Source organism: Cyanobium sp. FACHB-13342 (assembly GCF_014697415.1).
In the GTDB taxonomy this organism is placed as follows: Bacteria; Cyanobacteriota; Cyanobacteriia; order PCC-6307; family Cyanobiaceae; genus Cyanobium_A.
On sequence record NZ_JACJRT010000005.1, the window covers coordinates 1 to 19,295 of the forward strand.

The following is a 19,295-nucleotide window of genomic DNA, read 5'->3' on the forward strand; positions in this document are numbered from 1 at the left end:
CCGGTGCTGGCATCGACGATCCCCTCTCGCTGGAGCTCTTCTACAAGTTCCAGGTGACGGACAACATCTCGATCACCCCGGGCCTCTTCTACATCACCAACAGCTCCAACCAGGTCAACGACAAAGACCTCTGGGGCGGCGTCATCCAGACCCAGTTCCGCTTCTGAGCGCGGCTCCTAGGCCGGACATTCCGGCCTGGGCACAGCCGGCAGTCGGCTGCTCACCAGCCAGGCGGCGGCCACCAAGCCACTGGAGACCCACAGACACGCCTGGAGGCCTCCCACCAGAAACAGGGCACCGGACAGCACGGTGCCCAGCAGTCGGCCGGCGGCATTGGCCATGTAATAGAAGCCCACGTTGAGGCTCACGGCTTCCGCATCGGTGTAGGCCAGCACCATGTAGCTGTGGATCGACGAATTCATGGCGAACACCACCCCGAAGGCGGCCAGTCCCGCCACTACAGCCACGCCTGGTTGGCCCACCTGGCGCCACAGGGCAATGGCGATCAGGGCGGGAATGGCGGTGAGCACCGCGCTCCAAAACTCCACGGCAGCCGGGCCAGGGGGGCCGCTTTGGCCCCAGCTGCGTCGCAGGGCCGGAGCTGAACCCTGCACGACGCCGTAGCCGATCACCCACAGGCCCATAAAGCCGCCCACCTCCCAGAAGCGCCAGCCGAGGGTCGTCTGCAGAAACACCGGCAGGGCCACCACAAACCACACATCCCGGGCTCCGAACAGGAAAAACCGCGCCAGCGACAGCACGTTGATGCCTTGGGATTTGGAGAACAGGGCGCTGAAGCCTGGTTTCTGCTTCATGCGGCCGATGTCCGCCGGCAACACCAGGGTGAGCAGAAAGGCCACAGACAGGCCGGCCGCCATCGCCCCCACCGCGGCGTTGAAGCCGATCGTGGTGAGCAGCAGCCCCCCCAGGAAAAACCCCACCCCCTTGAGGGCATTTTTCGAACCGGTGAGGATGGCCACCCAGCGGAACAGCTGCTGCTGCCCCTGCGCCTGGTCGTTGGGGGTGTCCGGCACCACGGTTTTGATGGCGCTCTTGGCGCTCATCTTGTTGAGATCCTTGGCGATGCCGCTGATCGCCTGGGCCACCATCACATAGGCCACGCTCCACCACTTGGGCCAGCTGTCGGCCACGGGGATCAGCATCAACAGGGCCGCCACCTGCATCAAGGTGCCGCTCCAGAGGGTGAGGCGCAGCCCGAAGCGGGCCCCCAGCCAGCCCCCATAGAGGTTGGTGATGATGCCGAAGACTTCGTAAAAGAGAAACAGAAACGCGATCTCGAGGGTGCTGTAGCCCAGTTCGTGGAAGTGGAACACCACGAGCATGCGCAGGGCGCCGTCGGTGAGGGTGAAGGCCCAGTAGTTGGCCGTCACGATCCCGTATTGCTGCAGGGCGGAAAGGGGGCGTGCCATGGGCCGACCTCAGCGCTCGTCGAGCAGAGCCACATGGCTCACCAGATCGGCCATGCGGGAGCTGTAGCCCCACTCGTTGTCGTACCAGGCGTACACCTTGAGCTGGGTGCCGTTCACCACCATCGTTGAGAGGGCATCGACGATGGCGCTGCGATCGTCGTTCACGTAGTCGACCGACACCAGGGGCCGGGTTTCGTAGCCGAGGATGCCGGCCAGCGGTCCGTTGGCGGCGGCCTCGAAGGCGCTGTTCACCTCCTCGGCGGTGGTGGGCCGTGCCAGCTCAAACACCGCGTCGGTGAGGGAGGCGTTGAGCAGGGGCACCCGCACGGCGTGGCCGTTGAGCTTGCCCTGCAGCTCCGGGAAGATCAGGCCGATCGCCTTGGCCGATCCGGTGGTGGTGGGGATCAGGCTCTGCAGGCAGGAGCGGGAGCGCCGCAGGTCGCTCTTGAAGCCATCCACCACCCGCTGGGTGTTGGTCACATCGTGCAGGGTGGTGATCGAGCCGTGGCGGATGCCGAAGCTTTCGTGCACCACCTTCACCACCGGCGCCAGGCAGTTGGTGGTGCAGGAGGCGGCGGTGATCAGCCGGTGTTCCTCCGGGTTGTACAGGTGGTGGTTGATGCCGAACACCACGTTCAGAGCCTCGGCACTAGCGATGGGCCCCTTCACCGGGCAGGCCACCACCACCCGCTTGAGGCCCACCTGGTCGAAATAGGGCTCCAGGGTGTCGGGCGTCTTGAACGCGCCGGTGCACTCGAGCACCATCTCCACCCCGGCCTCGCGCCAGGGCACGGCGGTGGGAACCTTTTCCCGGGTGAAACTCACCGCCTGGCCACCCACAAAGAACCCTCGTGTGTTGGCCTGCACCGCCTGCTGCCAGCGACCGTGCACCGAATCAAAGGCCAGTAGGTGGGCGGCGGTGGCGGCGTCGCCGCCGCTGTCGTTGACATGCACCAGCTCAATGCCCGGCCGGCCCCAGAGGGCCCGGAACACCAGGCGGCCGATGCGGCCGAAGCCGTTGATGCCAATTTTCAAGGGGGCCAACCGGGACACTGGGCTGAAATTAGATCAACGAGACTTGATTCATCAACTAAACTTGCTGTATGGGTGTTCTGGAACACAAGTCCCCTCTCCAGGCGCACCAGGCCCGCCAGCTGCTGCGGGCCATGGCGGATCCCCTGCGTCTCCAGGTGATTGAGGCGCTGGGGGGCGGGGAACGCTGCGTCTGCGATCTCACCGGCGAGCTCGGCCTGGCCCAGTCGAAGTTGTCCTTCCACCTCAAAGTGTTGCGGGAGGCCGGCCTGGTCGTGGCCCGCGAGCAGGGCCGCTGGATCTATTACCGGCTGCGCTCCGAGGCCTTGCAGGATCTGCAGCACTGGCTGGCGGGGCTGGCAGATCGTTGTGATCAGCCCGCCAGGGGGTGTAACTAAACAGGGATTGGAGCAGGCGGCATGCCCACTGCTCCAGCCCAGCTCCTGTCAAGTGGGGCCGATACCGCCACCTGCGGGGGGCGACCCATACGCTCCATCCTTCTGTGCCGACGGAAACGGGGTCATGTCGGGTGCGTTGTGGCGAGCTTGCGGCCCCGTTGCCCTGCCGTTGCTGCTGCTGTCGGTGGCCGTGTTCACTGTTGGGTTTGATCGGCTGGCCTTCTGGTGGCGCTGGTGGCGGCGAGGGCGCCGGCCCTGGCGGGAGCTCTGCGGGGCCCTAGCCGCAGCGCCATCGCCAGAGGAGCGGCGTCAGCTGCTCGAGGATGGGGAGGAGCAGATGGCCGGGGGTGAAGCCGTGCTGCAGGCTGCGGTGGTGCTGGCGCCCCTGCTCGGCTTGGTGGGCACCACGGCGGGCCTGATGGCGGTGCTGAAGCAACTCGGCCCCCAGCTGCTGCTGCCCCCCACCGCTCCCCTGGCTGCTTACGGCGACGTGCTGCTGCCCACCCTGTTGGGCCTCCAACTCACCGTGGTGGCGATGGCCCTGTTGCTGCTCAACCAGGGCCTGCGGCGCTGGCAGCTGCGCCGCTGTGCGGCCCTGCCGTCGTGACGGCCCAGCCGGCTGGCACCGGCCCCTTGCTGCTGCTGGTGCCCTTCACCGCCACCAGCTTGGTGCTGCTGCTGGCGGTGGCGGCCCTGCCTGCCCTCCTGCTCCAGCCGGCCCCCCAAGTCCGCGCCGAGCCCAGTGCAGCTGCAGGGGCTGGCTGGGCGGTGGCCCGCACGGCCCGGGGGGCGTGGTTGCTCAACGGAACCCCGATCGCCCAGGCCGGTTTGGGGCGCAGCCTGCGCGCCCGCCCCAAAGGGGTGGCTGTGCTGCGGTTTCTGCCCTCAGCCACCTTGACCAGCGGGGAGGTGGCGGCCTCCTTGGCCTGGCTGCGGCACCACTCCCAGCTGCCGGTGGTGCTCGAGCCTCGGGGGGTGGCCGGTTGAGGCCAGGGCTCTCCAATCCAGGGATCCTGGCGCTGGGCCATGGCCTGTTGGCCACGGCCCTCTGTGGTGTGGGTTTGGCCGTGCTGCTGCTGCCCCAGCGCCTGCAGCAGCAGCCCATGGCCCAGGGCGTGGTCAGTGTCCATCTGGCCGCCGATGGGCGCCTGAGGCTGTGGAATCAGCCGGTGGCGTCGGCCGAGCTCGTGCGCCTGCTGGCTACGCCGTCGGTGCGGCGACGGCTGGTGCGCCTGCGGATCGTGCCCGATCCCGACACCCCCTGGGGAGACGTGCGCCGCCTGCTCAGCCAACTCGACTCCCTGCCCCTGCCCCTTGAACTTCAGCTTCCTGCCTCTCCCCCGCCTGCTGGCTGACCCGGCGCTGCGCCGTTGGGTCCCGGCCCTGATCGCTGCTGGCCTCTGCCAGGCATGGGTGCTGCTGGCGTTGGTGCCCCCAGCGCCTGAAGCCCGTCGCTCCCGCCGCCTCGCCGCCCCCGACGACACCCCCACTCTGTTGCGCTGGAGCCGCCTGCCCAGCCAGCCAGCTGCTGCCGCGGCGCTTCCAGTGATTCCCCTGCAGGGCCTGTCGGCCCTGCCGCCGCCGCCGCCTTCCACCCTGCCCACAGAGCCCGAGGCCAGGCGTCCCGGGCCGCTGCGCCAGGGCACTCGTGCACCCAGCCAGGCCGATGGGCTGCCGGCTCAGCCGGGGGCGGCCTTCACGTTGGTTCGCCAGGTGGCCCGAGGCGAATGGCCCCAGGATCCCCCAAGCCAGGCCCTGGTGGCGGTGCAACGGCGCCAGTGGTGGCTGCTCCCGGCCCAGACGCGGGCCCTGGAAGCGCTTTGGACGGGGGGAGTGGAGCAGGCCTGGCCGCCAAACCTGGGCGCCGTGCCGCCGGGCATCTCGGTGCGTCAGGTTCCCGTCACGGCGGCGGCGTCCCTATCCCTGGCGGAGCTGCATGGCCGCTCCCTGCGCAGCGGCAATGAACTCTGGCTGCTCTGGCAGCAGGGCAGCCGTCTCTGGATCCTGCGGGGTCCTGTGGCCTTGCCAACGGACGCTGCATAACCTGGGCCATGACCCACCTCCCCACCGATCCGGCCGACTTCGCCAGCCAGGCCATCGACGGCTTTGTGCAGGCCCATCCCCGCCATGTGCGCCGTGTCGATGGCGGCGTGGTGCGGTTGGCGCCCATCCCCGCAGGCCAGGTGGGCGTGGTGACGGGCGGCGGTTCGGGCCACTACCCCGCCTTTGCGGGCCTGGTGGGCCGGGGTCTGGCCGCCGGGGCCGTGTGCGGCAACATCTTTGCCTCCCCCTCAGCGGGCCAGGTGTACCGGGTGGGAAGCGCCGTGGAGCGGGGGGGCGGCCTGCTGCTGGCCTTCGGCAACTACGCCGGCGACATGCTCCATTTCAGCCTGGGGGCGGAACGGCTGCGGCGTCAGGGCATCGACGTGCGCATCGTCGCCGTCACCGACGACATTGCCAGCGGCCCCGCGGATCAGCCCGAGCTGCGGCGGGGTATCGCCGGCGGCCTGGTGGTTTACAAGATTGCCGGGGCTGCGGCCGAGGCCGGCCTCGACCTCGACGCGGTGGAGCGCTTGGCCCGGAAGGCCAATGGCCGCACCCGCTCCCTGGGGGTGGCCTTCAGCGGCTGCACCCTGCCGGGCGCCAGCGAGCCGCTGTTTACGGTGCCCCCCCAGCGCATGGCCATCGGCATGGGGCTCCATGGCGAGCCGGGGCTGAGCGAGGGGCCGATCGTGCCCGCCCCGGAGCTGGCGGCGCTCCTGGTGGATCGGCTGTTGGCCGAGCGGCCCGCCGAGGTACCCCCGGCCCAGCAACGGGTGGTGGTGCTGCTCAATGGGCTGGGCACGTTCAAATACGAGGAGCTGTTTGCCCTGTTCGGTGCCGTGGCCGCAAAGCTGGACGCGGCGGGGGTGGTGATCGCCGACTGCGAGTGCGGTGAGCTGGTCACCAGCCTCGACATGGCCGGGGTGTCCCTCAGCCTGTGCTGGCTGGATGGGGAGCTGGAACCCCTCTGGATGGCGGCGGCGGACAGCCCGGCCTACCGGCGCGGGGTGTTCGAGCGGCACCCAGATGCCCCTGCTGGTGCGGCCCCAGCCCCGGAGCGGCTCGTGCCAGGGGCACCAGCCGCCACCCCCCGGCCTGCCGCAGTGGGCTCCGGCACCGCCGAACAGCACGACCTGCTGGAGCGGATGCGCGCCGTGGAACGGGAACTGATCCAGCGGCAGGAGGAACTCGGGGGGCTGGATGCGGTGGCCGGAGATGGCGACCACGGCCTGGGCATGGTGCGTGGCATTCAGGGGGCCCTAGCCGGTGCCACAAACACCCTGGCCACAGGCGGCAGCACCGCCGCGATGTTGATCGAAGCGGGGGAGGCCTGGTCGGATCAGGGGGGTGGAACCTCCGGGGCCCTATGGGGAGGGGCCCTGATGGCGGCCGGCCAACAGCTCGCCAGCGCGGACAGCATCGATGGCGACAGCATCGCCGCCGCCGTGGCCGCCGCCCTGCAGGCCGTGATGGCCCTGGGCCAGGCCGTTCCCGGCGACAAGACGATGGTGGATGCCCTCCAGCCCTTCAGCGATCGGCTTCAGGCCGCCCTGCAGGAGGGCGAGAGCCTGGAGCAGGCCCTGCACCAGGCCGCCGCCGCCAGTTATGGAGCGGCCCTGGCCACCGCCGAACTGCTGCCCCGGCTCGGCCGTGCCCGACCCCATGGCGAGCGCAGCCTGGGGCATCCGGATCCGGGGGCGATGTCTCTGGCCTACAGCCTGATGGCCGCCACCAAGCCAAGGGATCCAGCCCTAACCGACCCTTAAACCACGCACTACCGGCCCTTTGCCTGCAGGCGCGGAGCCCTCCATAGCGTTTCAGCAGCTCCTGGCCTGCTCCGCGATGGTGTTCACGCCTTCCCTCCAACCGGGTCGCAGCGACAGCTTCCGTGACCTGCTCGAGACCAGCTACGAGAAGCGCAGCCTGGTGCACCTCGCGGCCGGGAGCCAGGTGCCCCTGCTGAAGCGCAATGTCTGGTTGGTGGTGCGGGGGATGGTGAAGCTCACCGCCATCTCCATCCAGGGTGATGAGCTGCTGCTGGGCCTGGCCGGCCCCAACGAACCCTTCGGCGACCCCCTCACCAACGTGGAGGCCTATGCGGCCACCACCCTGGTGGACACCGACCTGCTCTGCATCAGCTGCGAGGAGATCCAGCGCTCCCCCCATCTGGCCATGGGGTTGCTCCAGGGCATGGGGGCCCGCTACCGCCAGAGTGAGGCCCTGTTGGCCCTGCTCGGCCTGCGCCGGATCGAAGATCGGGTGCGTGGCTTCCTGGAGCTGCTCGCCAACGACTATGGCCAGCCCTGCGAGCAGGGCCTGCGTCTGCAGATCAAGCTCACCCACCAGGAGCTGGCCAGCACCCTGAGCACCACCCGGGTCACCGTGACCCGCATCCTCGGGGCCCTGCGGGATGAGGGCTGGCTCCAGATCGACTCCCAGCGGCGTCTTGTGGTGAGCCATCTCCCCCACCAGCGCAGCCCGCATCGATGAGCCAGCCGCCGATTCGGCTGTTGCTGGTTCACCCCGATTCATCCACCGGCTCCCAGCTCCAGCAGGCCTTCTGCGCTGAGGGTTTTGTGGTGCACGTCTGCGCCGATGCCGCGCAAGCGGCCGAGGGGCTGGCCGATCCCTTCGCTTGGGACCTGCTGGTTGTCGATGGCAGCCTGGGGGAGGGGGCCGCTGGGCTGTGCCGTCAGGTGCGCAGGGCTCTCCTGCCCTTGCCGGTGCTGATGTTGGCGGCCAGCGGCGCGGAGGCCGATCGGATTGGGGGCCTGGAGGCGGGAGCTGACGACGTGCTCCCTTTTCCCTTTGGGCTGGCGGAGTGTCTGGCCCGTTGCCGGGCCCTGGTGCGCCGTCACCAGCTCGGGCTGGAACCCACCACGGTGTTGCGCTGCGGACCGGTGGCCATGCTGGTGGAGGAACACCGGGTCTGCCGGGACGGCTCCGAGGTGACCCTCTCACCCCGGGAGTTCCGACTGCTGCGTTTTTTTCTGGAGCATCCCCGCCGGATCTGGAGCCGGGAGCAGCTGCTGGCGCGCGTGTGGGGCGAAAGCGAGGCGATTGAACTGGATCCCAAAACGGTGGATGTGCACATCCGCTGGCTGCGGCTGAAGCTGGAGCAGGATCCCGCCTGCCCGGTTTTGCTCACCACCGTGCGCGGCCAGGGGTACCGCTGTGGTTGAAGCCGCGTTCTGGGGGGTGGAGGTGGCCGGAGAGAATGGCGACATGCAGCCGTCCTTGCTCGTCGTCGAAGACGACGAAACGATCCGCGAAACCATTCGCGAGGCCCTGGAGCTGGAAGGCTTCGCCGTGCAGGCCTGTGGCAATGGCCGCGATGCCCTGCAGATGCTGCAGCGGGCGCCGGAGGGCCAGGGGTTTGCGCTGGTGGTGCTGGATTTGATGTTGCCGGGCATGGGGGGGCTGGATGTCTGCCGCCAGCTGCGCCAGCACAGCAACCAGACCCCGATCCTGGTGGTGAGTGCCCGCGACACCGAAACCGACCGGGTGCTGGGCCTGGAGGTGGGGGCGGACGACTATCTGGTGAAGCCCTTCGGCATGCGGGAGCTGGTGGCCCGTTGCCGGGCCCTGCTGCGCCGCTCGGCCAGCCCGGTGAGCCGGGCACGGGTGCTGGAGCACGCCAATCTCTGCCTCTATCAGGAGGAGTGCCGGGTGACCCGCGATGGTCTGGAGGTGAACCTCTCCCCGAAGGAGTACCGCCTGCTGGAGCTGTTCATGCAGCACCCAAGACGGGTCTGGAGCCGCGACCAGCTGCTCGAACAGCTCTGGGGCATCGACTACATCGGCGACAGCAAGACCGTGGATGTGCACATCCGCTGGCTGCGCGAAAAGCTGGAGGAGAACCCCTCCGCTCCGGTGCACCTGATCACCGTGCGCGGTTTCGGCTATCGGTTTGGCTAGGTCCCTGGAGTTGTTGGTGGCGCTGGCCCTGGGGGCCGGCCTCGGGCTGGGGTTCGGCCTGCTGCTGGGCCTCTGGCGCCGGCGGGGTGGGTTGTCGCGCGGGTTGCCCCGGGCCCGCCAACTGCTGAGCTGGATGGATTCCTCCGCCACCGGCTGGATCCTGCTGGATCGCAGCGGCAGCATCGGCCACATCAACCCCCGGGCCGAACGGATCCTCCAGCTGGATGCGGGCCGGCTGCTGGTGGGGCAGCCCTTCACCGAGATCTGCACCGACCCTGAGCTGGCCAGCAGCATTCGCATCGCCCGCCGTCAGGACCGGCCCCAGCGGCTGGAATGGCACTCAGGCGGCCAGGATCTCGACGTGATGGTGGTGCCCGGCCGCGATGGCTGGCTCGGGGTGCAGCTCCAGAGCCGCCGCTCCCTCGATGCCCAACTCGAACAGCAGGAGCGCTGGGTGAGTGATGTGGCCCACGAGCTGAAAACGCCCCTTACGGCCTTGTTGCTGGTGGGCGACAGCCTGGCCGCCCAGGTCAACAGCCAGAACGCCCGGCTGGTGGAGCGGCTGCAACGGGAGCTGCTGCGGCTGCAGGAACTCGTCGGCGATCTGCTCGAGCTGTCCCGCTTGGAGAACACCCTGCCCGGGCTGGGCCAGAGGGCCACCCTGGTGGACCTGCCCCCATTGGTGGAGCAGGTGTGGGCCAACCTGCGACCCCTGGCCGATCCCCGCGGCATCCGCCTCGATCTGCAGGCGCCGGCCCAGATCCAGCTGCGCGGCGACAGCTCCCGGCTGCACCGGGCCCTGCTCAACCTGCTCGACAACGCGCTGCGCTTTAGCCCTGATGGCGGGGTGGTGGCAGTCAGCCTCGCCCGCCGGGGGGACTGGTGCCAGATCGGTGTGGCCGATCAGGGGGCCGGTCTGAGTGAGGACGACCTGCTCCATCTGTTTGAGCGGTTCTACCGGGGGGATCCGGCCCGGGCCCGTGGCCAGCGCACGGGCAGTGGCCTGGGTCTTTCGATCGTGCAGCAGATCGCCGTCACCCATGGGGGACGCATCCAGGCCAGCAACCAACCGGGAGGGGGCGCCCTGTTGGAGCTCATCCTGCCCGGCGTGGTCGGGCCTGGCCGGCCTGGCTAGCGTTAGTCAGACAGGTTCCAGGACCATGCATTTCTGGGCTCCAGAGATCGATCCATCCCACCCGATGGACTGCACCCAGGCTGAGCGCTACGCCCTCAAGCGCCTGAGCAACGGCTCCTTCCTGGCCCTCGCTGGTGAGGAGCAAAAGCTGGTGGATGTGGGCAGCACCAGTGAGGCGTTCCTGTTTCACACCCATGAGGCCGCGCTGCGGGCCGCCACCGAGCTCAATCGCGGCGGCCGCGGCCCCCTCGATGTGGTGAAGATCGAGTGGGAGCCAGCCTGATCAGGCCAGCTCCGGATCCAGGCCAGCGGGCCACTCCTGGCGCGGCAGATCCCGCAGCAGGCTGAAGTCCTCGAAGCTGAAGCCCGGGCCCACGCAGCAGTGCACCAGGGTCCACGCCCCCGTGGATCGGGCCGCCTGCCAGTGGCCGGCAGGAATCACCCAGACCGGCAGTTGGTCACCAGCCGCCGGATCGAAGGGGCCGAGCCCCAGCTGCTGGCTGACTCCGGTGTCCGGATCCTGGTGGTGCAGCTCCAGGGGGGCACCGGCGGCATGCAGCCACACTTCGTCGGCGCCGGCCACCCGATGCCAGCGGCTGATCTCGCCGCGGGGCAGCAGGAAGGCAATCACGGTGAGGCCACTGCGCGGGGCCGCGTCAATGTCCCGCCGCACCCCATGGGCACTGCGGTGCAGTTCCCGATACCAGCCCCCTTCGGGATGGGGGCTGAGTCCGAGGGACTCGATCAGCGTCCGGGCGGTGGCGTCCATGGCGCTGCAGGATCCTGCACTGAGCTGTTGCCCAGCCTCCCAGAAACGGGCCATCCTGGGGACAGTGCTGGCACCTGCATGTCACGGTTCGGGGAGTTGCTGCGGGCGGCCAACAACCTCAAGCTGCTCGCGGCGATCGGCCGCAGCGGCGGTGATCTGAGCTCGGTGGCGGATCTGGTCGACAACATGATCGACAGCCCCCAGATGGGGGATGCGGTTCGCCGTTTCCGGGCCGTGCCCGGCGGTGCGGAGATGCTCGACCAGCGCTATCCCCCCCTGCAGCCCGATATCGATCACCTGATCCAGCTGCCGGAGGGCAGCCTGGGCCGCGGCTATGCCGAGCTGATTCGCCGCCTCCACTACGACCCCGAGTTCTTCCGGCCGCGGCCGACCACCACCGAGGCCCAGTGGCTCACCCAGCGGGTGGCCACCACCCATGACATCCACCATGTGGTGAGTGGCTTCGGCACCATGCCCGCTGGCGAGAGCGGGGTGCTGGCGATCACCGCCGCCCAGCTTGGCTTCCCGGCCTACGTGTTGCTCACCACCGCCGGCCAGCTGGCCAGTTTCCGCTTTCAGATCGAGCGCTTCGAGGAGCTCAGCCGCGCCGTGGCCCATGGCATGGCGATTGGCCATCAGGCCCAATGCCTGGTGGCGGCCCGCTGGGAGGAGGGTTGGGAGCGCCCCATCAGCGACTGGCGGGAGCAGTTGGGCCTGCGCGACCCCGCCGATGGCCAGTCCTACGGGCTGGCGTGACCGCAGCACCCACCATCCCTAGGCTGCCCCCGGCGCCGTCCCGTCTCCCCCAATCCCGTTTCTCCCACTCCCTCGGATGACCAGCATCTACGCCGACAACAGCCTCACGATCGGCAAGACCCCCCTGGTGCAGCTCAATCGGGTGACCGAGGGATGCCAGGCCCGGGTGCTGGCCAAGGTGGAGGGCCGCAACCCCGCCTTTTCGGTGAAGTGCCGCATTGGGGCCGCCATGATCTGGCGGGCGGAACAGGAGGGCCTGCTGGGCCCCGGCAAGGAGTTGGTGGAGCCCACCAGCGGCAACACGGGCATCGCCCTGGCCTTCGTGGCGGCGGCCAAGGGCATCCCCCTCACCCTGACCATGCCGGAAACCATGAGCCTGGAGCGGCGCAAGTTGCTCACGGCCTATGGGGCCCACCTCGTGCTCACCGAGGGCCGCATGGGCATGTCTGGTGCGATCGGAGCGGCCCAGGAGATGGCGGCTTCCGATCCCGACCGCTACGTGCTGCTGCAGCAGTTTTCCAACCCGGCCAATCCCCAGATCCACCACGACACCACCGGCCCGGAAATCTGGACCGACACCGACGGCCAGGTGGATGTGCTGGTGGCGGGGGTCGGCACCGGCGGCACGATCACGGGCGTGAGCCGCTACATCAAGGGCACCCTGGGTAAGCCGCTGGTGTCGGTGGCGGTGGAGCCCAGCAACAGCCCCGTGATCAGCCAGGCCAAGGCGGGCGAAGAGCTCAAGCCGGGGCCCCACAAGATCCAGGGCATCGGGGCCGGTTTTGTGCCCACCAACCTCGCGCTCGACCTGGTGGATCGGGTCGAAACCGTGACCGACGAGGAGGCCGTGGCCATGGCCCGTCGCCTGATGAAGGAGGAGGGCATCCTGGCCGGCATCTCCTGCGGGGCGGCCACCACCGCAGCCCTGCGCCTGGCCCGGGAAGACGCCTACGCCGGCAAGACGATCGTCGTGGTGCTGCCCGATTCCGGCGAGCGCTACCTGAGTTCGGTGTTGTTTGAGGGGGTGTTTGACGAGAAGGGGCTGGCCGCCCGCTGAAGCCCGCCCTATAACGACCCCGGTCTGTGCTGCTCGCTGACTTGGCAGACGTCGACACCCAGCCCCTTCCCGCTCCCTTGGAAGAGGCCCCGCCTGAGCAGACCGGCCCTGAGCTCAAGCTCGCCGAACCCCTTCCGCAGGACATCCTCCAGCCCGAATCCCCCGAGCCCGAGCCTCTGCAGGCCGAGATCCCGGTGGCGGCTGCCGCACCCCTGGCCCAAACCGCCGCTGCGGAACCCCCGGGGCTGCCCCTGCAGTTCCTCAACCAGCTGCTGCAGAAGCTGGGAGCCACCCGCCTCCAGTCCCTCGCTGACCTGCTGCCCGCCGCCCGCATCCTGGCCCTGGCCGTTCTGGCCGGAATCGCCCTGCGGCTCACCGGCGCCACCCTCGGGGCCATCAACGAGATTCCCCTGCTGGGGGGCCTGCTGGAGCTGGTGGGCCTGGTGGCCCTGCTCAACTTCCTGGCCCGCAATGCCTTTAAACAGCAGAAGCGTGCCGAGCTGCTGGAGCGCATTCGCCAACTCCGCAGGAACCTGCTCAGCTGACCTGATCCGGTTCCCACTCAGTGGGAGCGATCACGAACAGCACATCCCCCTGTTGAAGCACCAGCTCACCGGGGGGATTGCCGAGGGCTTCACCCTCGCGGGTCACGGCCAGCACGGTGACGCCATGGTTCTCCCGCAGGCGACTGGTGGCGATGCTGGTTCCGAGCAAGGGAGAATCTGCCCCCAACCGCAGGCTGTGGGTCACCAGGTTTGGCACGGCCACCCGTAGGTCATGCACGGCGGTGGCCTCCTTCGCCAGTCCGCGGGTCATGCGGCGCCAGTCGCCGCGCACATCACCGATCAGGGCCTTGATGTCTTCGCGGGGCACCAGCATCCGGGCCAGCACCCGGGAGAACACCTCGATCGACACCTCCAGTTCATCGGCGATCACCTCATCGGCGCCCAGGGCCATCAGGGGCTCCACCTCCCGCAGGTAGCGGCTGCGCACCAGGATGTAGGCATCCGGGGCGAATCGGCGGCAGAGCTCCACCACCCGCCGCGCCCCGGCGGGATCGTCGATCACCACCACGATGGCGCGGGCCCGATCGGCATGCACCAGCTCAAGGATCGGCGGCTGGCTGGCATCGCCGTAGTGGATCGGCTCTCCCTGGGCCCGGGCTTCCTTGACGATGCCGGCGTTCACCTCCACCACCGCATAGGGCACCTCCGTGCGGCGGGCCGTGTGGGCCAGGTTGCGGCCGGTCACCCCGAAGCCCACGATCAGGATGTGGCCGTTGTACGCCTCGCTGGAGGGCGGCGCGTCCTGCAGCCACCGTCCCTGCAGTCGCCGCTGCAGGGGTGTGTGGCTGAGCCATTCCGCCAGGCCTGGTCCGCTGCCCACCAGAAAGGGTGTGGCGATCATGCTGAGCACGGCCACATCCAGCACGGTCTGGAAGATCTCCTGGCTGAGCAGCCCCGCCGCCACCCCCGCCTTGGTGGCCACGAGGGAAAATTCCCCCACCTGGCCGAGGGCCATGCCCGCCAGCACCGCGTTGCGCAGGGGAAGGCCCACCTGCAGGGAGGCAATCGCCCCCACCAGCGGCTTCACCAGCACCACGCCAGCGGTGAGCAGGGCGATCTGCCAGGGATGGGCCAGCAGGAAGCGCACATTCAGCAGCATCCCGATCGACACGAAGAACAGGCTCATCAGCACGTCGCGGAACGGCAGCATCACCGCCACCGCCTGGTGGGAGTAATCCGATTCCGAGAGGATGAAGCCCGCCAGGAAGGCGCCCAGGGCCAGGGACAGCCCCAGCGATTGGGTGAGCACGGCGATGCCCACACAGAGCGTGAACACCCCCAGCAGAAAGGCCTCCGAGCTGCGGGTGCGGGTGATGCGCTCCAGCACGAAGGGCACCAGCCAGCGGTAGGCGCAGAAGCCGAAAACCCCCACCAGCGCCACCTTGGCCAGCAGCAGGCCGACGGCCCCAACGCCGGATCCCCCTGCTCCGCCCGCCAGCAGGGGGGCCATCAACATCACCGGCACCACGCCGATGTCCTGGTAGATCAGGATCGACAGCACCGAACGGCCGTGGGGGGTGTCGAGCTCGGCGCGCTCCTGGAGCATCCGCAGCACGATCGCCGTGCTGGAGAGGGCGGCGACGAAGCCGAGGTAGAGGGCCTGCTGGCCGCTCAGGCCCGTGGGCAGCAGTAGGCCGCCCACCACCGCGGCGGTGCCAAAGAACTGCACGCTGCCGCCCACCGAGAAAAAGCGCTGCAGGCGTGCCAGGTCGGCGATCGAGATCTCCAGCCCGATCACGAACAGCAGCAGCACCACGCCGATTTCGGCCAGCAGTTCGATCTCGTGCACGTTGCGCACCAGGCCAAGCAGCTCGGGCCCCGCCAGCACCCCGCCCACCAACAGGCCGATGGCCGATGGCAGCCGCAGCCGGTGGCACACCAGCGTCGCCAACACCGACAGGCCGAAGATGACAACCAGGTCGATCAACAGACTGGGCATGGCGAACGGTGCGGCTGGGAGCGCGGACCTGCTGGCAGCGTAAGGACAGGCTGTTCATGATGAACCCGTCCGCATCGCTGATGGTTCCGTGCTGCTTTCGGCCAGCCAGCCGATCTGGTCACTCCCGGTCGAGGCGGTGCCGGCGGCGCTGCAGAGCACACCCCAGGGCCTGAGTCAGCGCGAGGCCCAGCGGCGCTTGGAGCGGTTCGGCGCCAATCGCCTCCCGAGCCTGCGCCGCCGCCCCCTGGTGCTGCGGTTCATCGACCAGCTGGTGCATTTCATGGCCCTGCTGCTCTGGGTGGCCGGGGGCCTGGCGTTTGCCGCCGGCACCCCCCAGCTCGGCTGGGCGATCTGGGCGGTGGTGCTGATCAACGGAGTGTTTTCCTTCTGGCAGGACTACCAGGCCGAACGCACCCTGGCGGCACTCAAGCGCTCCCTGCCCCGCCAGGTGCGCCTGTTTCGCGATGGCGTGCCCACCCAGCTCTCCGCCGAGGTGCTGGTGCCGGGCGATCGGATCTTGTTGGAGGAGGGGGATCGGGTGCCCGCCGATGCCCGCCTGATCCGCGCCGTGGAGTTGAGCCTGGATCTGTCCGTGCTCACCGGGGAGTCCCAGGCGGTGGCGCGCCATGCCGAGGCGATTCCCCTGCCGCGCAACGCCCAAGCAGCCCTGATTCCTACCCGGGAGCGGGCCAACCTGGCCCTGGCTGGCACCACCGTGGCCGCCGGTCGGGCGGAGGCCATCGTCTATGCCACCGGCGGTGAAACCGAATTTGGCCATGTGGCCCACCTCACCGCCGCCACCCCCCGCGGGGTGACCACCCTGGAGGAGCAGGTGGGCCACATCGTGCGCACCATCACCGTGATCGCCCTGGTGATGGGGGTGATCACCTTCAGCCTCAGCCTGCTGTTTGTGGGGATGGCGCCGCTGGAGAGCCTGGTGTTCGCGGTGGGAATCATCGTGGCCAACGTGCCCGAGGGGTTGCTGCCCACCGTCACTCTGGCCTTGGCCATCAACGTGCAGCGGATGGCCAGCCAGAAGGCCCTGGTGCGGCGGCTCTCGGCCGTGGAAACCCTGGGCTCGGTGAGTGTGATCTGCAGCGACAAGACCGGCACCCTCACCTGCAACCGGATGGCGGTGGAGGCCACCTGGCTGCCGGGCGCCAGCGGGCGGCAACCAGGGGAGCCCGGGGCGGAACAGGAGCTGTTGGCGGGGGCCTGCCTCTGCTCCAACGCCCGTCTCGACCGCAGCGGTGAGGCCCCGCTGGCCATCGGCGATCCCACCGAGACAGCCATGTGGATGGCGTCTCTGGACAGAGACCTGAACCCCGACGCCCTGCAACAGCGCCATCCCCGCCACCGGGAGCTGCCGTTTGACTCCCATCGCCGCCGCATGAGCGTGGTGGTGGAGCGGGATGGCGCTCTGGAGTTGATCACCAAGGGAGCGCCGCTCGAACTGCTGGCCCACTGCGCTGCTGAGGGACGGGCGGAGGCGGTTGCCGCCAACGACGACCTGGCGGCCCGCGGCTACCGCGTCATCGCCGTGGCCCGGCGCCCGCTCGATCCCTCCCTGCTCGCCGCTCCGGCTGACCAGCTGGAACGGGAGCTCACCCTGGTGGGTCTGCTGGGTCTCTATGACCCGCCCCGGCCGGAAGTGCCCGAGGCCATCCGCCAGTGCCACCAGGCCGGCATCAAGGTCACCATGGTGACCGGCGACTACGGCCTCACGGCCCAGGCGATCGCCCGGCAGATCGGCTTGCTCGATCTGCCGGCCGGGGGCGAAGGACCGCCCCAGGCCGATCCGGTGCGGGTGATCCAGGGCAACCACCTCGACCTGATCAGCGATGTGCAGCTGCGCCAGCTGCTCAAGTACCGCAACCGGCTGGTGTTTGCCCGCATGGCCCCGGAGCAGAAGTTGCGGTTGGTGCAGGCCTACCGCTCCCTCGGCGAGGTGGTGGCGGTCACCGGCGATGGGGTGAATGACGCCCCGGCGCTACGGGCCGCCGATGTGGGCGTGGCGATGGGGTTGGAGGGCACCGATGTGGCCCGGGAGGCCGCCGATGTGGTGCTGCTCGACGACAACTTCGCCACCATCGTGACGGCCGTGCGCTACGGCCGCGGCGTGGTGGCCAACATCCGCAAGTTTCTGCCCTACGTGCTGGCCAGCAACGTGGCGGAGATGACCCCCTTCCTGGCCATGGTGGCCTTCCAGATCCCCGCGGCCCTGACGGTGCTGCAGATCCTGGCGGTGGACCTCGGCACGGATCTGCTGCCGGCGCTGGGCCTGGGGGCGGAGGCGCCGGAGGCGGGCCTGATGCACCAGCCCCCCCGGCGGCGCACGGCGCCATTGCTGGATCGCCCCCTGATGCTCCGCGCCTACCTGGTGCTGGGTTTGGCGGAAGCGCTGGTGGCCATGGCGGCCTACCTGTTCACCTGGCGCCTCCATGGTGTGAGCTGGGCCGAGCTGCGCCAGGCCGCTCCCCTGCTGCTCCATGGCCAGGCGGGCCCCGTGCTCACGGCCATCCAGCACCAGGCCTCGAGTGTGGCGTTCACCTGCATCGTGGCCGGTCAGATCGGCGTGGCGCTGGCCTGCCGCAGCGAGCGGCGCTCGGCGTTTGTCGCCCTGGTGCGGCAGGGCTGGCGCACCAACCCCTTGCTCTGGTTTGGGGTGGCGGTGGAAGTGGTCTTCACGGCATTGCTCCTGGTCTGGCCGCCCCTGTCGCGGCTGGTTGCCATGGCCCCCTTCGATCGGCAGCTCTGGCCGCTGGTGCTGCTGGCTCCCCTGCTGGTGATGCTGGCCGACGACCTGCGCAAGCGGCGGTTGGCCCCCTAGTTCGGCAGGGTCACAAACTCCTCCGCCACCGAGGGGTGCAGGGCCATGGTGCGGTCGAAGTCGGCCTTGGTGGCCCCCATGCCGATGGCGATCGCCGCCATCTGGATGATCTCGGCGGCGTGGTCCCCCACCATGTGACAGCCGAGCACCTTGCTGGTGGCGTTGTCCACGATCAGCTTGAGCAGCACCTTGGGATCCCGGGCGGGCAGGGCCTGGCTCATCGGCCGGAAGCGGGCCCGGTGCACCTTGATCCCATCGGTTCCGCAACGGGCGATCGCCTGTTCCTCGGTGAGCCCCACGCTGGCCAGTTCGGGCTGGCTGAACACCGCACTGGCCACCAGGGTGTGGTCCACCTGGCGGGGCTTGTGGCCATACACCGTGTCGGCGAAGGCGCGGCCCTCATCCACCGCCACCGGGGTGAGGTTGATCCGGTCGGTCACATCGCCCACGGCATAGATGCCCGGCACGTTGGTGCGCTGATCGGCATCCACCGGGATGCGGTTGTCCTCCACGGCCACCCCGGCGGCCTCCAGGTTGAGCCCCTGGAGGAAGGGTTTGCGGCCGGTGGCCAGCAGCACGCCGCCGCAGGGGAGCTGCTCACCGCTTTGGGTGGTCACGGTGAGTTCGCCGGGGGCGCACTGGCCGGTGATCGCCGCCGGCGAGTGGGCCAGGCGGATCTCGATGCCGCTGGCCTCCATGGCGGCGCGCACCGCCTCGCTGGCCTCGCGGTCGAAGCCGCGCAGCAGGTGGTCGCCCCGCACCAGTTGGGTCACCTGCACGCCCAGGCCATTGAGGATGCAGGCGAACTCGCAGGCGATGAAGCCGGCCCCCACCACCACCACCCGCTCGGGGAAGCGCTCGAGCTCAAAGAGGTCGTCGCTGAGCCAGCCCAGCTCGGCCCCGGGGATCTCCGGGCGCTGGGGCCGGCCACCCACGGCGATCAGGATCCGTTCGCCGTGCAGGAGTTGCGGTTCCTGGCCGGGGGTCGAGGCCACGGCCACCGTGTGGGCGTCCTGGAATCGCCCCCAGCCGGCCACCAGCTCCACCCCCGCTTTCTCCAGAAAGCCGATGTGCAGCGCGTTGAGCCGATCCACTTCGGCCCGCACGTTGGCCAGCAAGGTGGCCTGGTCACAGCGCACCGCTCCGGTGCTCCATCCGTAGCTGGCGGCGTCGGCCAGCAGGTGTTGGTAGGCCGAGCCGTACACCAGCAGTTTTTTCGGCACGCAGCCGCGGATCACGCAGGTGCCGCCCACCCGATCGCCTTCCACAATCGCCACCCGGGCGCCGTAGCTGGCGGCCCGTTTGGCGGCGGCCAGGCCGCCGGAGCCGGCCCCGAGCACGATCAGGTCGTAGGAGCTGGCCATGGGGTGTGGAGGACCGTGACCTCACACGCTATGGCGGGAACCAGCCCAGACCCCGGGC

General features: G+C 69.4%; 21 protein-coding genes. 16 read left to right on the plus strand and 5 right to left on the minus strand.

Going from position 1 to position 19,295, the window contains the following annotated elements; all coding sequences use genetic code 11:
* Nucleotides 1-11: 11 nt before the first annotated feature.
* Nucleotides 12-167: a carbohydrate porin gene (locus H6G16_RS03010; RefSeq protein WP_347238770.1), complete on the plus strand. Its 156-nt coding sequence runs from the start codon at nt 12-14 to the stop codon at nt 165-167.
* A 9-nt stretch (nt 168-176) separates the two neighbouring features.
* On the opposite strand, the gene arsJ is transcribed toward H6G16_RS03010, so the two are convergent.
* Together arsJ and H6G16_RS03020 are read right to left on the minus strand one after the other, a co-directional pair.
* The gene (gene arsJ / locus H6G16_RS03015; protein WP_190388851.1) at nt 177-1,430 is read right to left on the minus strand and encodes an organoarsenical effux MFS transporter ArsJ; all 1,254 of its coding nucleotides are present in this window, start codon (nt 1,428-1,430) and stop codon (nt 177-179) included.
* A 9-nt stretch (nt 1,431-1,439) separates the two neighbouring features.
* Nucleotides 1,440-2,465, minus strand: a complete 1,026-nt coding sequence (locus H6G16_RS03020; protein ID WP_190388852.1) for an ArsJ-associated glyceraldehyde-3-phosphate dehydrogenase — start codon at nt 2,463-2,465, stop codon at nt 1,440-1,442.
* Between the two features lie 68 nt (nt 2,466-2,533).
* On the opposite strand from H6G16_RS03020, the gene H6G16_RS03025 reads away from it, so the two are divergent.
* From H6G16_RS03025 to H6G16_RS03075, 11 genes are all read left to right on the plus strand, one after another.
* The gene (locus H6G16_RS03025; protein ID WP_190388853.1) at nt 2,534-2,860 is read left to right on the plus strand and encodes a metalloregulator ArsR/SmtB family transcription factor; all 327 of its coding nucleotides are present in this window, start codon (nt 2,534-2,536) and stop codon (nt 2,858-2,860) included.
* Nucleotides 2,861-2,984: 124 nt separating this feature from the next.
* Entirely contained in the window at nt 2,985-3,467 is a 483-nt protein-coding gene (locus tag H6G16_RS03030; protein ID WP_190388854.1) for a MotA/TolQ/ExbB proton channel family protein, read from the plus strand.
* Nucleotides 3,464-3,847, plus strand: a complete 384-nt coding sequence (locus tag H6G16_RS03035; RefSeq protein WP_190388855.1) for a hypothetical protein — start codon at nt 3,464-3,466, stop codon at nt 3,845-3,847. The genes H6G16_RS03030 and H6G16_RS03035 overlap by 4 nt, the downstream gene beginning before the upstream one ends.
* Nucleotides 3,848-3,894: 47 nt before the next feature.
* On the plus strand, nt 3,895-4,215 hold the full coding sequence (locus tag H6G16_RS03040) for a hypothetical protein (protein WP_190388856.1): 321 nt from the start codon (nt 3,895-3,897) through the stop codon (nt 4,213-4,215).
* The gene (locus tag H6G16_RS03045; RefSeq protein ID WP_190388857.1) at nt 4,175-4,903 is read left to right on the plus strand and encodes a hypothetical protein; all 729 of its coding nucleotides are present in this window, start codon (nt 4,175-4,177) and stop codon (nt 4,901-4,903) included. The genes H6G16_RS03040 and H6G16_RS03045 overlap by 41 nt, the downstream gene beginning before the upstream one ends.
* A gap of 8 nt (nt 4,904-4,911) precedes the next feature.
* Nucleotides 4,912-6,669, plus strand: coding sequence for a dihydroxyacetone kinase family protein (locus H6G16_RS03050; protein ID WP_190388858.1), 1,758 nt, complete (start codon nt 4,912-4,914; stop codon nt 6,667-6,669).
* Between the two features lie 76 nt (nt 6,670-6,745).
* On the plus strand, nt 6,746-7,393 hold the full coding sequence (locus H6G16_RS03055) for a Crp/Fnr family transcriptional regulator (protein WP_190388859.1): 648 nt from the start codon (nt 6,746-6,748) through the stop codon (nt 7,391-7,393).
* Nucleotides 7,390-8,085 (plus strand): response regulator transcription factor, encoded by a 696-nt coding sequence (locus tag H6G16_RS03060; RefSeq protein WP_190388860.1) that lies wholly within the window; start codon nt 7,390-7,392, stop codon nt 8,083-8,085. The genes H6G16_RS03055 and H6G16_RS03060 overlap by 4 nt, the downstream gene beginning before the upstream one ends.
* 43 nt (nt 8,086-8,128) lie before the next feature.
* Nucleotides 8,129-8,821 carry a response regulator transcription factor gene (locus tag H6G16_RS03065; RefSeq protein WP_190388861.1) on the plus strand — a complete coding sequence of 231 codons (693 nt, stop codon included), beginning with the start codon at nt 8,129-8,131 and terminating at the stop codon, nt 8,819-8,821.
* The gene (locus tag H6G16_RS03070; protein WP_242036132.1) at nt 8,814-9,956 is read left to right on the plus strand and encodes a HAMP domain-containing sensor histidine kinase; all 1,143 of its coding nucleotides are present in this window, start codon (nt 8,814-8,816) and stop codon (nt 9,954-9,956) included. Before H6G16_RS03065 ends, H6G16_RS03070 begins: the two co-directional genes overlap by 8 nt.
* Before the next feature lie 64 nt (nt 9,957-10,020).
* Nucleotides 10,021-10,239 (plus strand): hypothetical protein, encoded by a 219-nt coding sequence (locus H6G16_RS03075; RefSeq protein WP_190388862.1) that lies wholly within the window; start codon nt 10,021-10,023, stop codon nt 10,237-10,239.
* Here H6G16_RS03075 and H6G16_RS03080 read toward each other — a convergent pair whose 3' ends face one another.
* Nucleotides 10,240-10,725 (minus strand): cupin domain-containing protein, encoded by a 486-nt coding sequence (locus tag H6G16_RS03080; protein WP_190388863.1) that lies wholly within the window; start codon nt 10,723-10,725, stop codon nt 10,240-10,242.
* 78 nt (nt 10,726-10,803) lie between these two features.
* On the opposite strand from H6G16_RS03080, the gene H6G16_RS03085 reads away from it, so the two are divergent.
* From H6G16_RS03085 to H6G16_RS03095, 3 genes are all read left to right on the plus strand, one after another.
* Entirely contained in the window at nt 10,804-11,481 is a 678-nt protein-coding gene (locus tag H6G16_RS03085) for a Coq4 family protein (RefSeq protein ID WP_190388864.1), read from the plus strand.
* 76 nt (nt 11,482-11,557) lie between these two features.
* Complete coding sequence (gene cysK / locus H6G16_RS03090) at nt 11,558-12,538, plus strand: cysteine synthase A (RefSeq protein ID WP_190388865.1); 981 nt, start codon at nt 11,558-11,560, stop codon at nt 12,536-12,538.
* Between the two features lie 41 nt (nt 12,539-12,579).
* Complete coding sequence (locus H6G16_RS03095) at nt 12,580-13,083, plus strand: CAAD domain-containing protein (protein ID WP_190388866.1); 504 nt, start codon at nt 12,580-12,582, stop codon at nt 13,081-13,083.
* On the opposite strand, the gene H6G16_RS03100 is transcribed toward H6G16_RS03095, so the two are convergent.
* Nucleotides 13,076-15,043: a cation:proton antiporter gene (locus H6G16_RS03100; RefSeq protein WP_190388867.1), complete on the minus strand. Its 1,968-nt coding sequence runs from the start codon at nt 15,041-15,043 to the stop codon at nt 13,076-13,078. The genes H6G16_RS03095 and H6G16_RS03100 overlap by 8 nt on opposite strands.
* An 88-nt stretch (nt 15,044-15,131) precedes the next feature.
* On the opposite strand from H6G16_RS03100, the gene H6G16_RS03105 reads away from it, so the two are divergent.
* Nucleotides 15,132-17,873, plus strand: coding sequence for an HAD-IC family P-type ATPase (locus H6G16_RS03105; protein ID WP_190388868.1), 2,742 nt, complete (start codon nt 15,132-15,134; stop codon nt 17,871-17,873).
* Here the strand turns inward: H6G16_RS03105 and gorA are convergent.
* Nucleotides 17,870-19,237, minus strand: coding sequence for a glutathione-disulfide reductase (gene gorA, locus H6G16_RS03110; protein WP_190388869.1), 1,368 nt, complete (start codon nt 19,235-19,237; stop codon nt 17,870-17,872). The two genes, H6G16_RS03105 and gorA, sit on opposite strands and share 4 nt — an antisense overlap.
* Between the last annotated feature and the right edge of the window lie 58 nt (nt 19,238-19,295).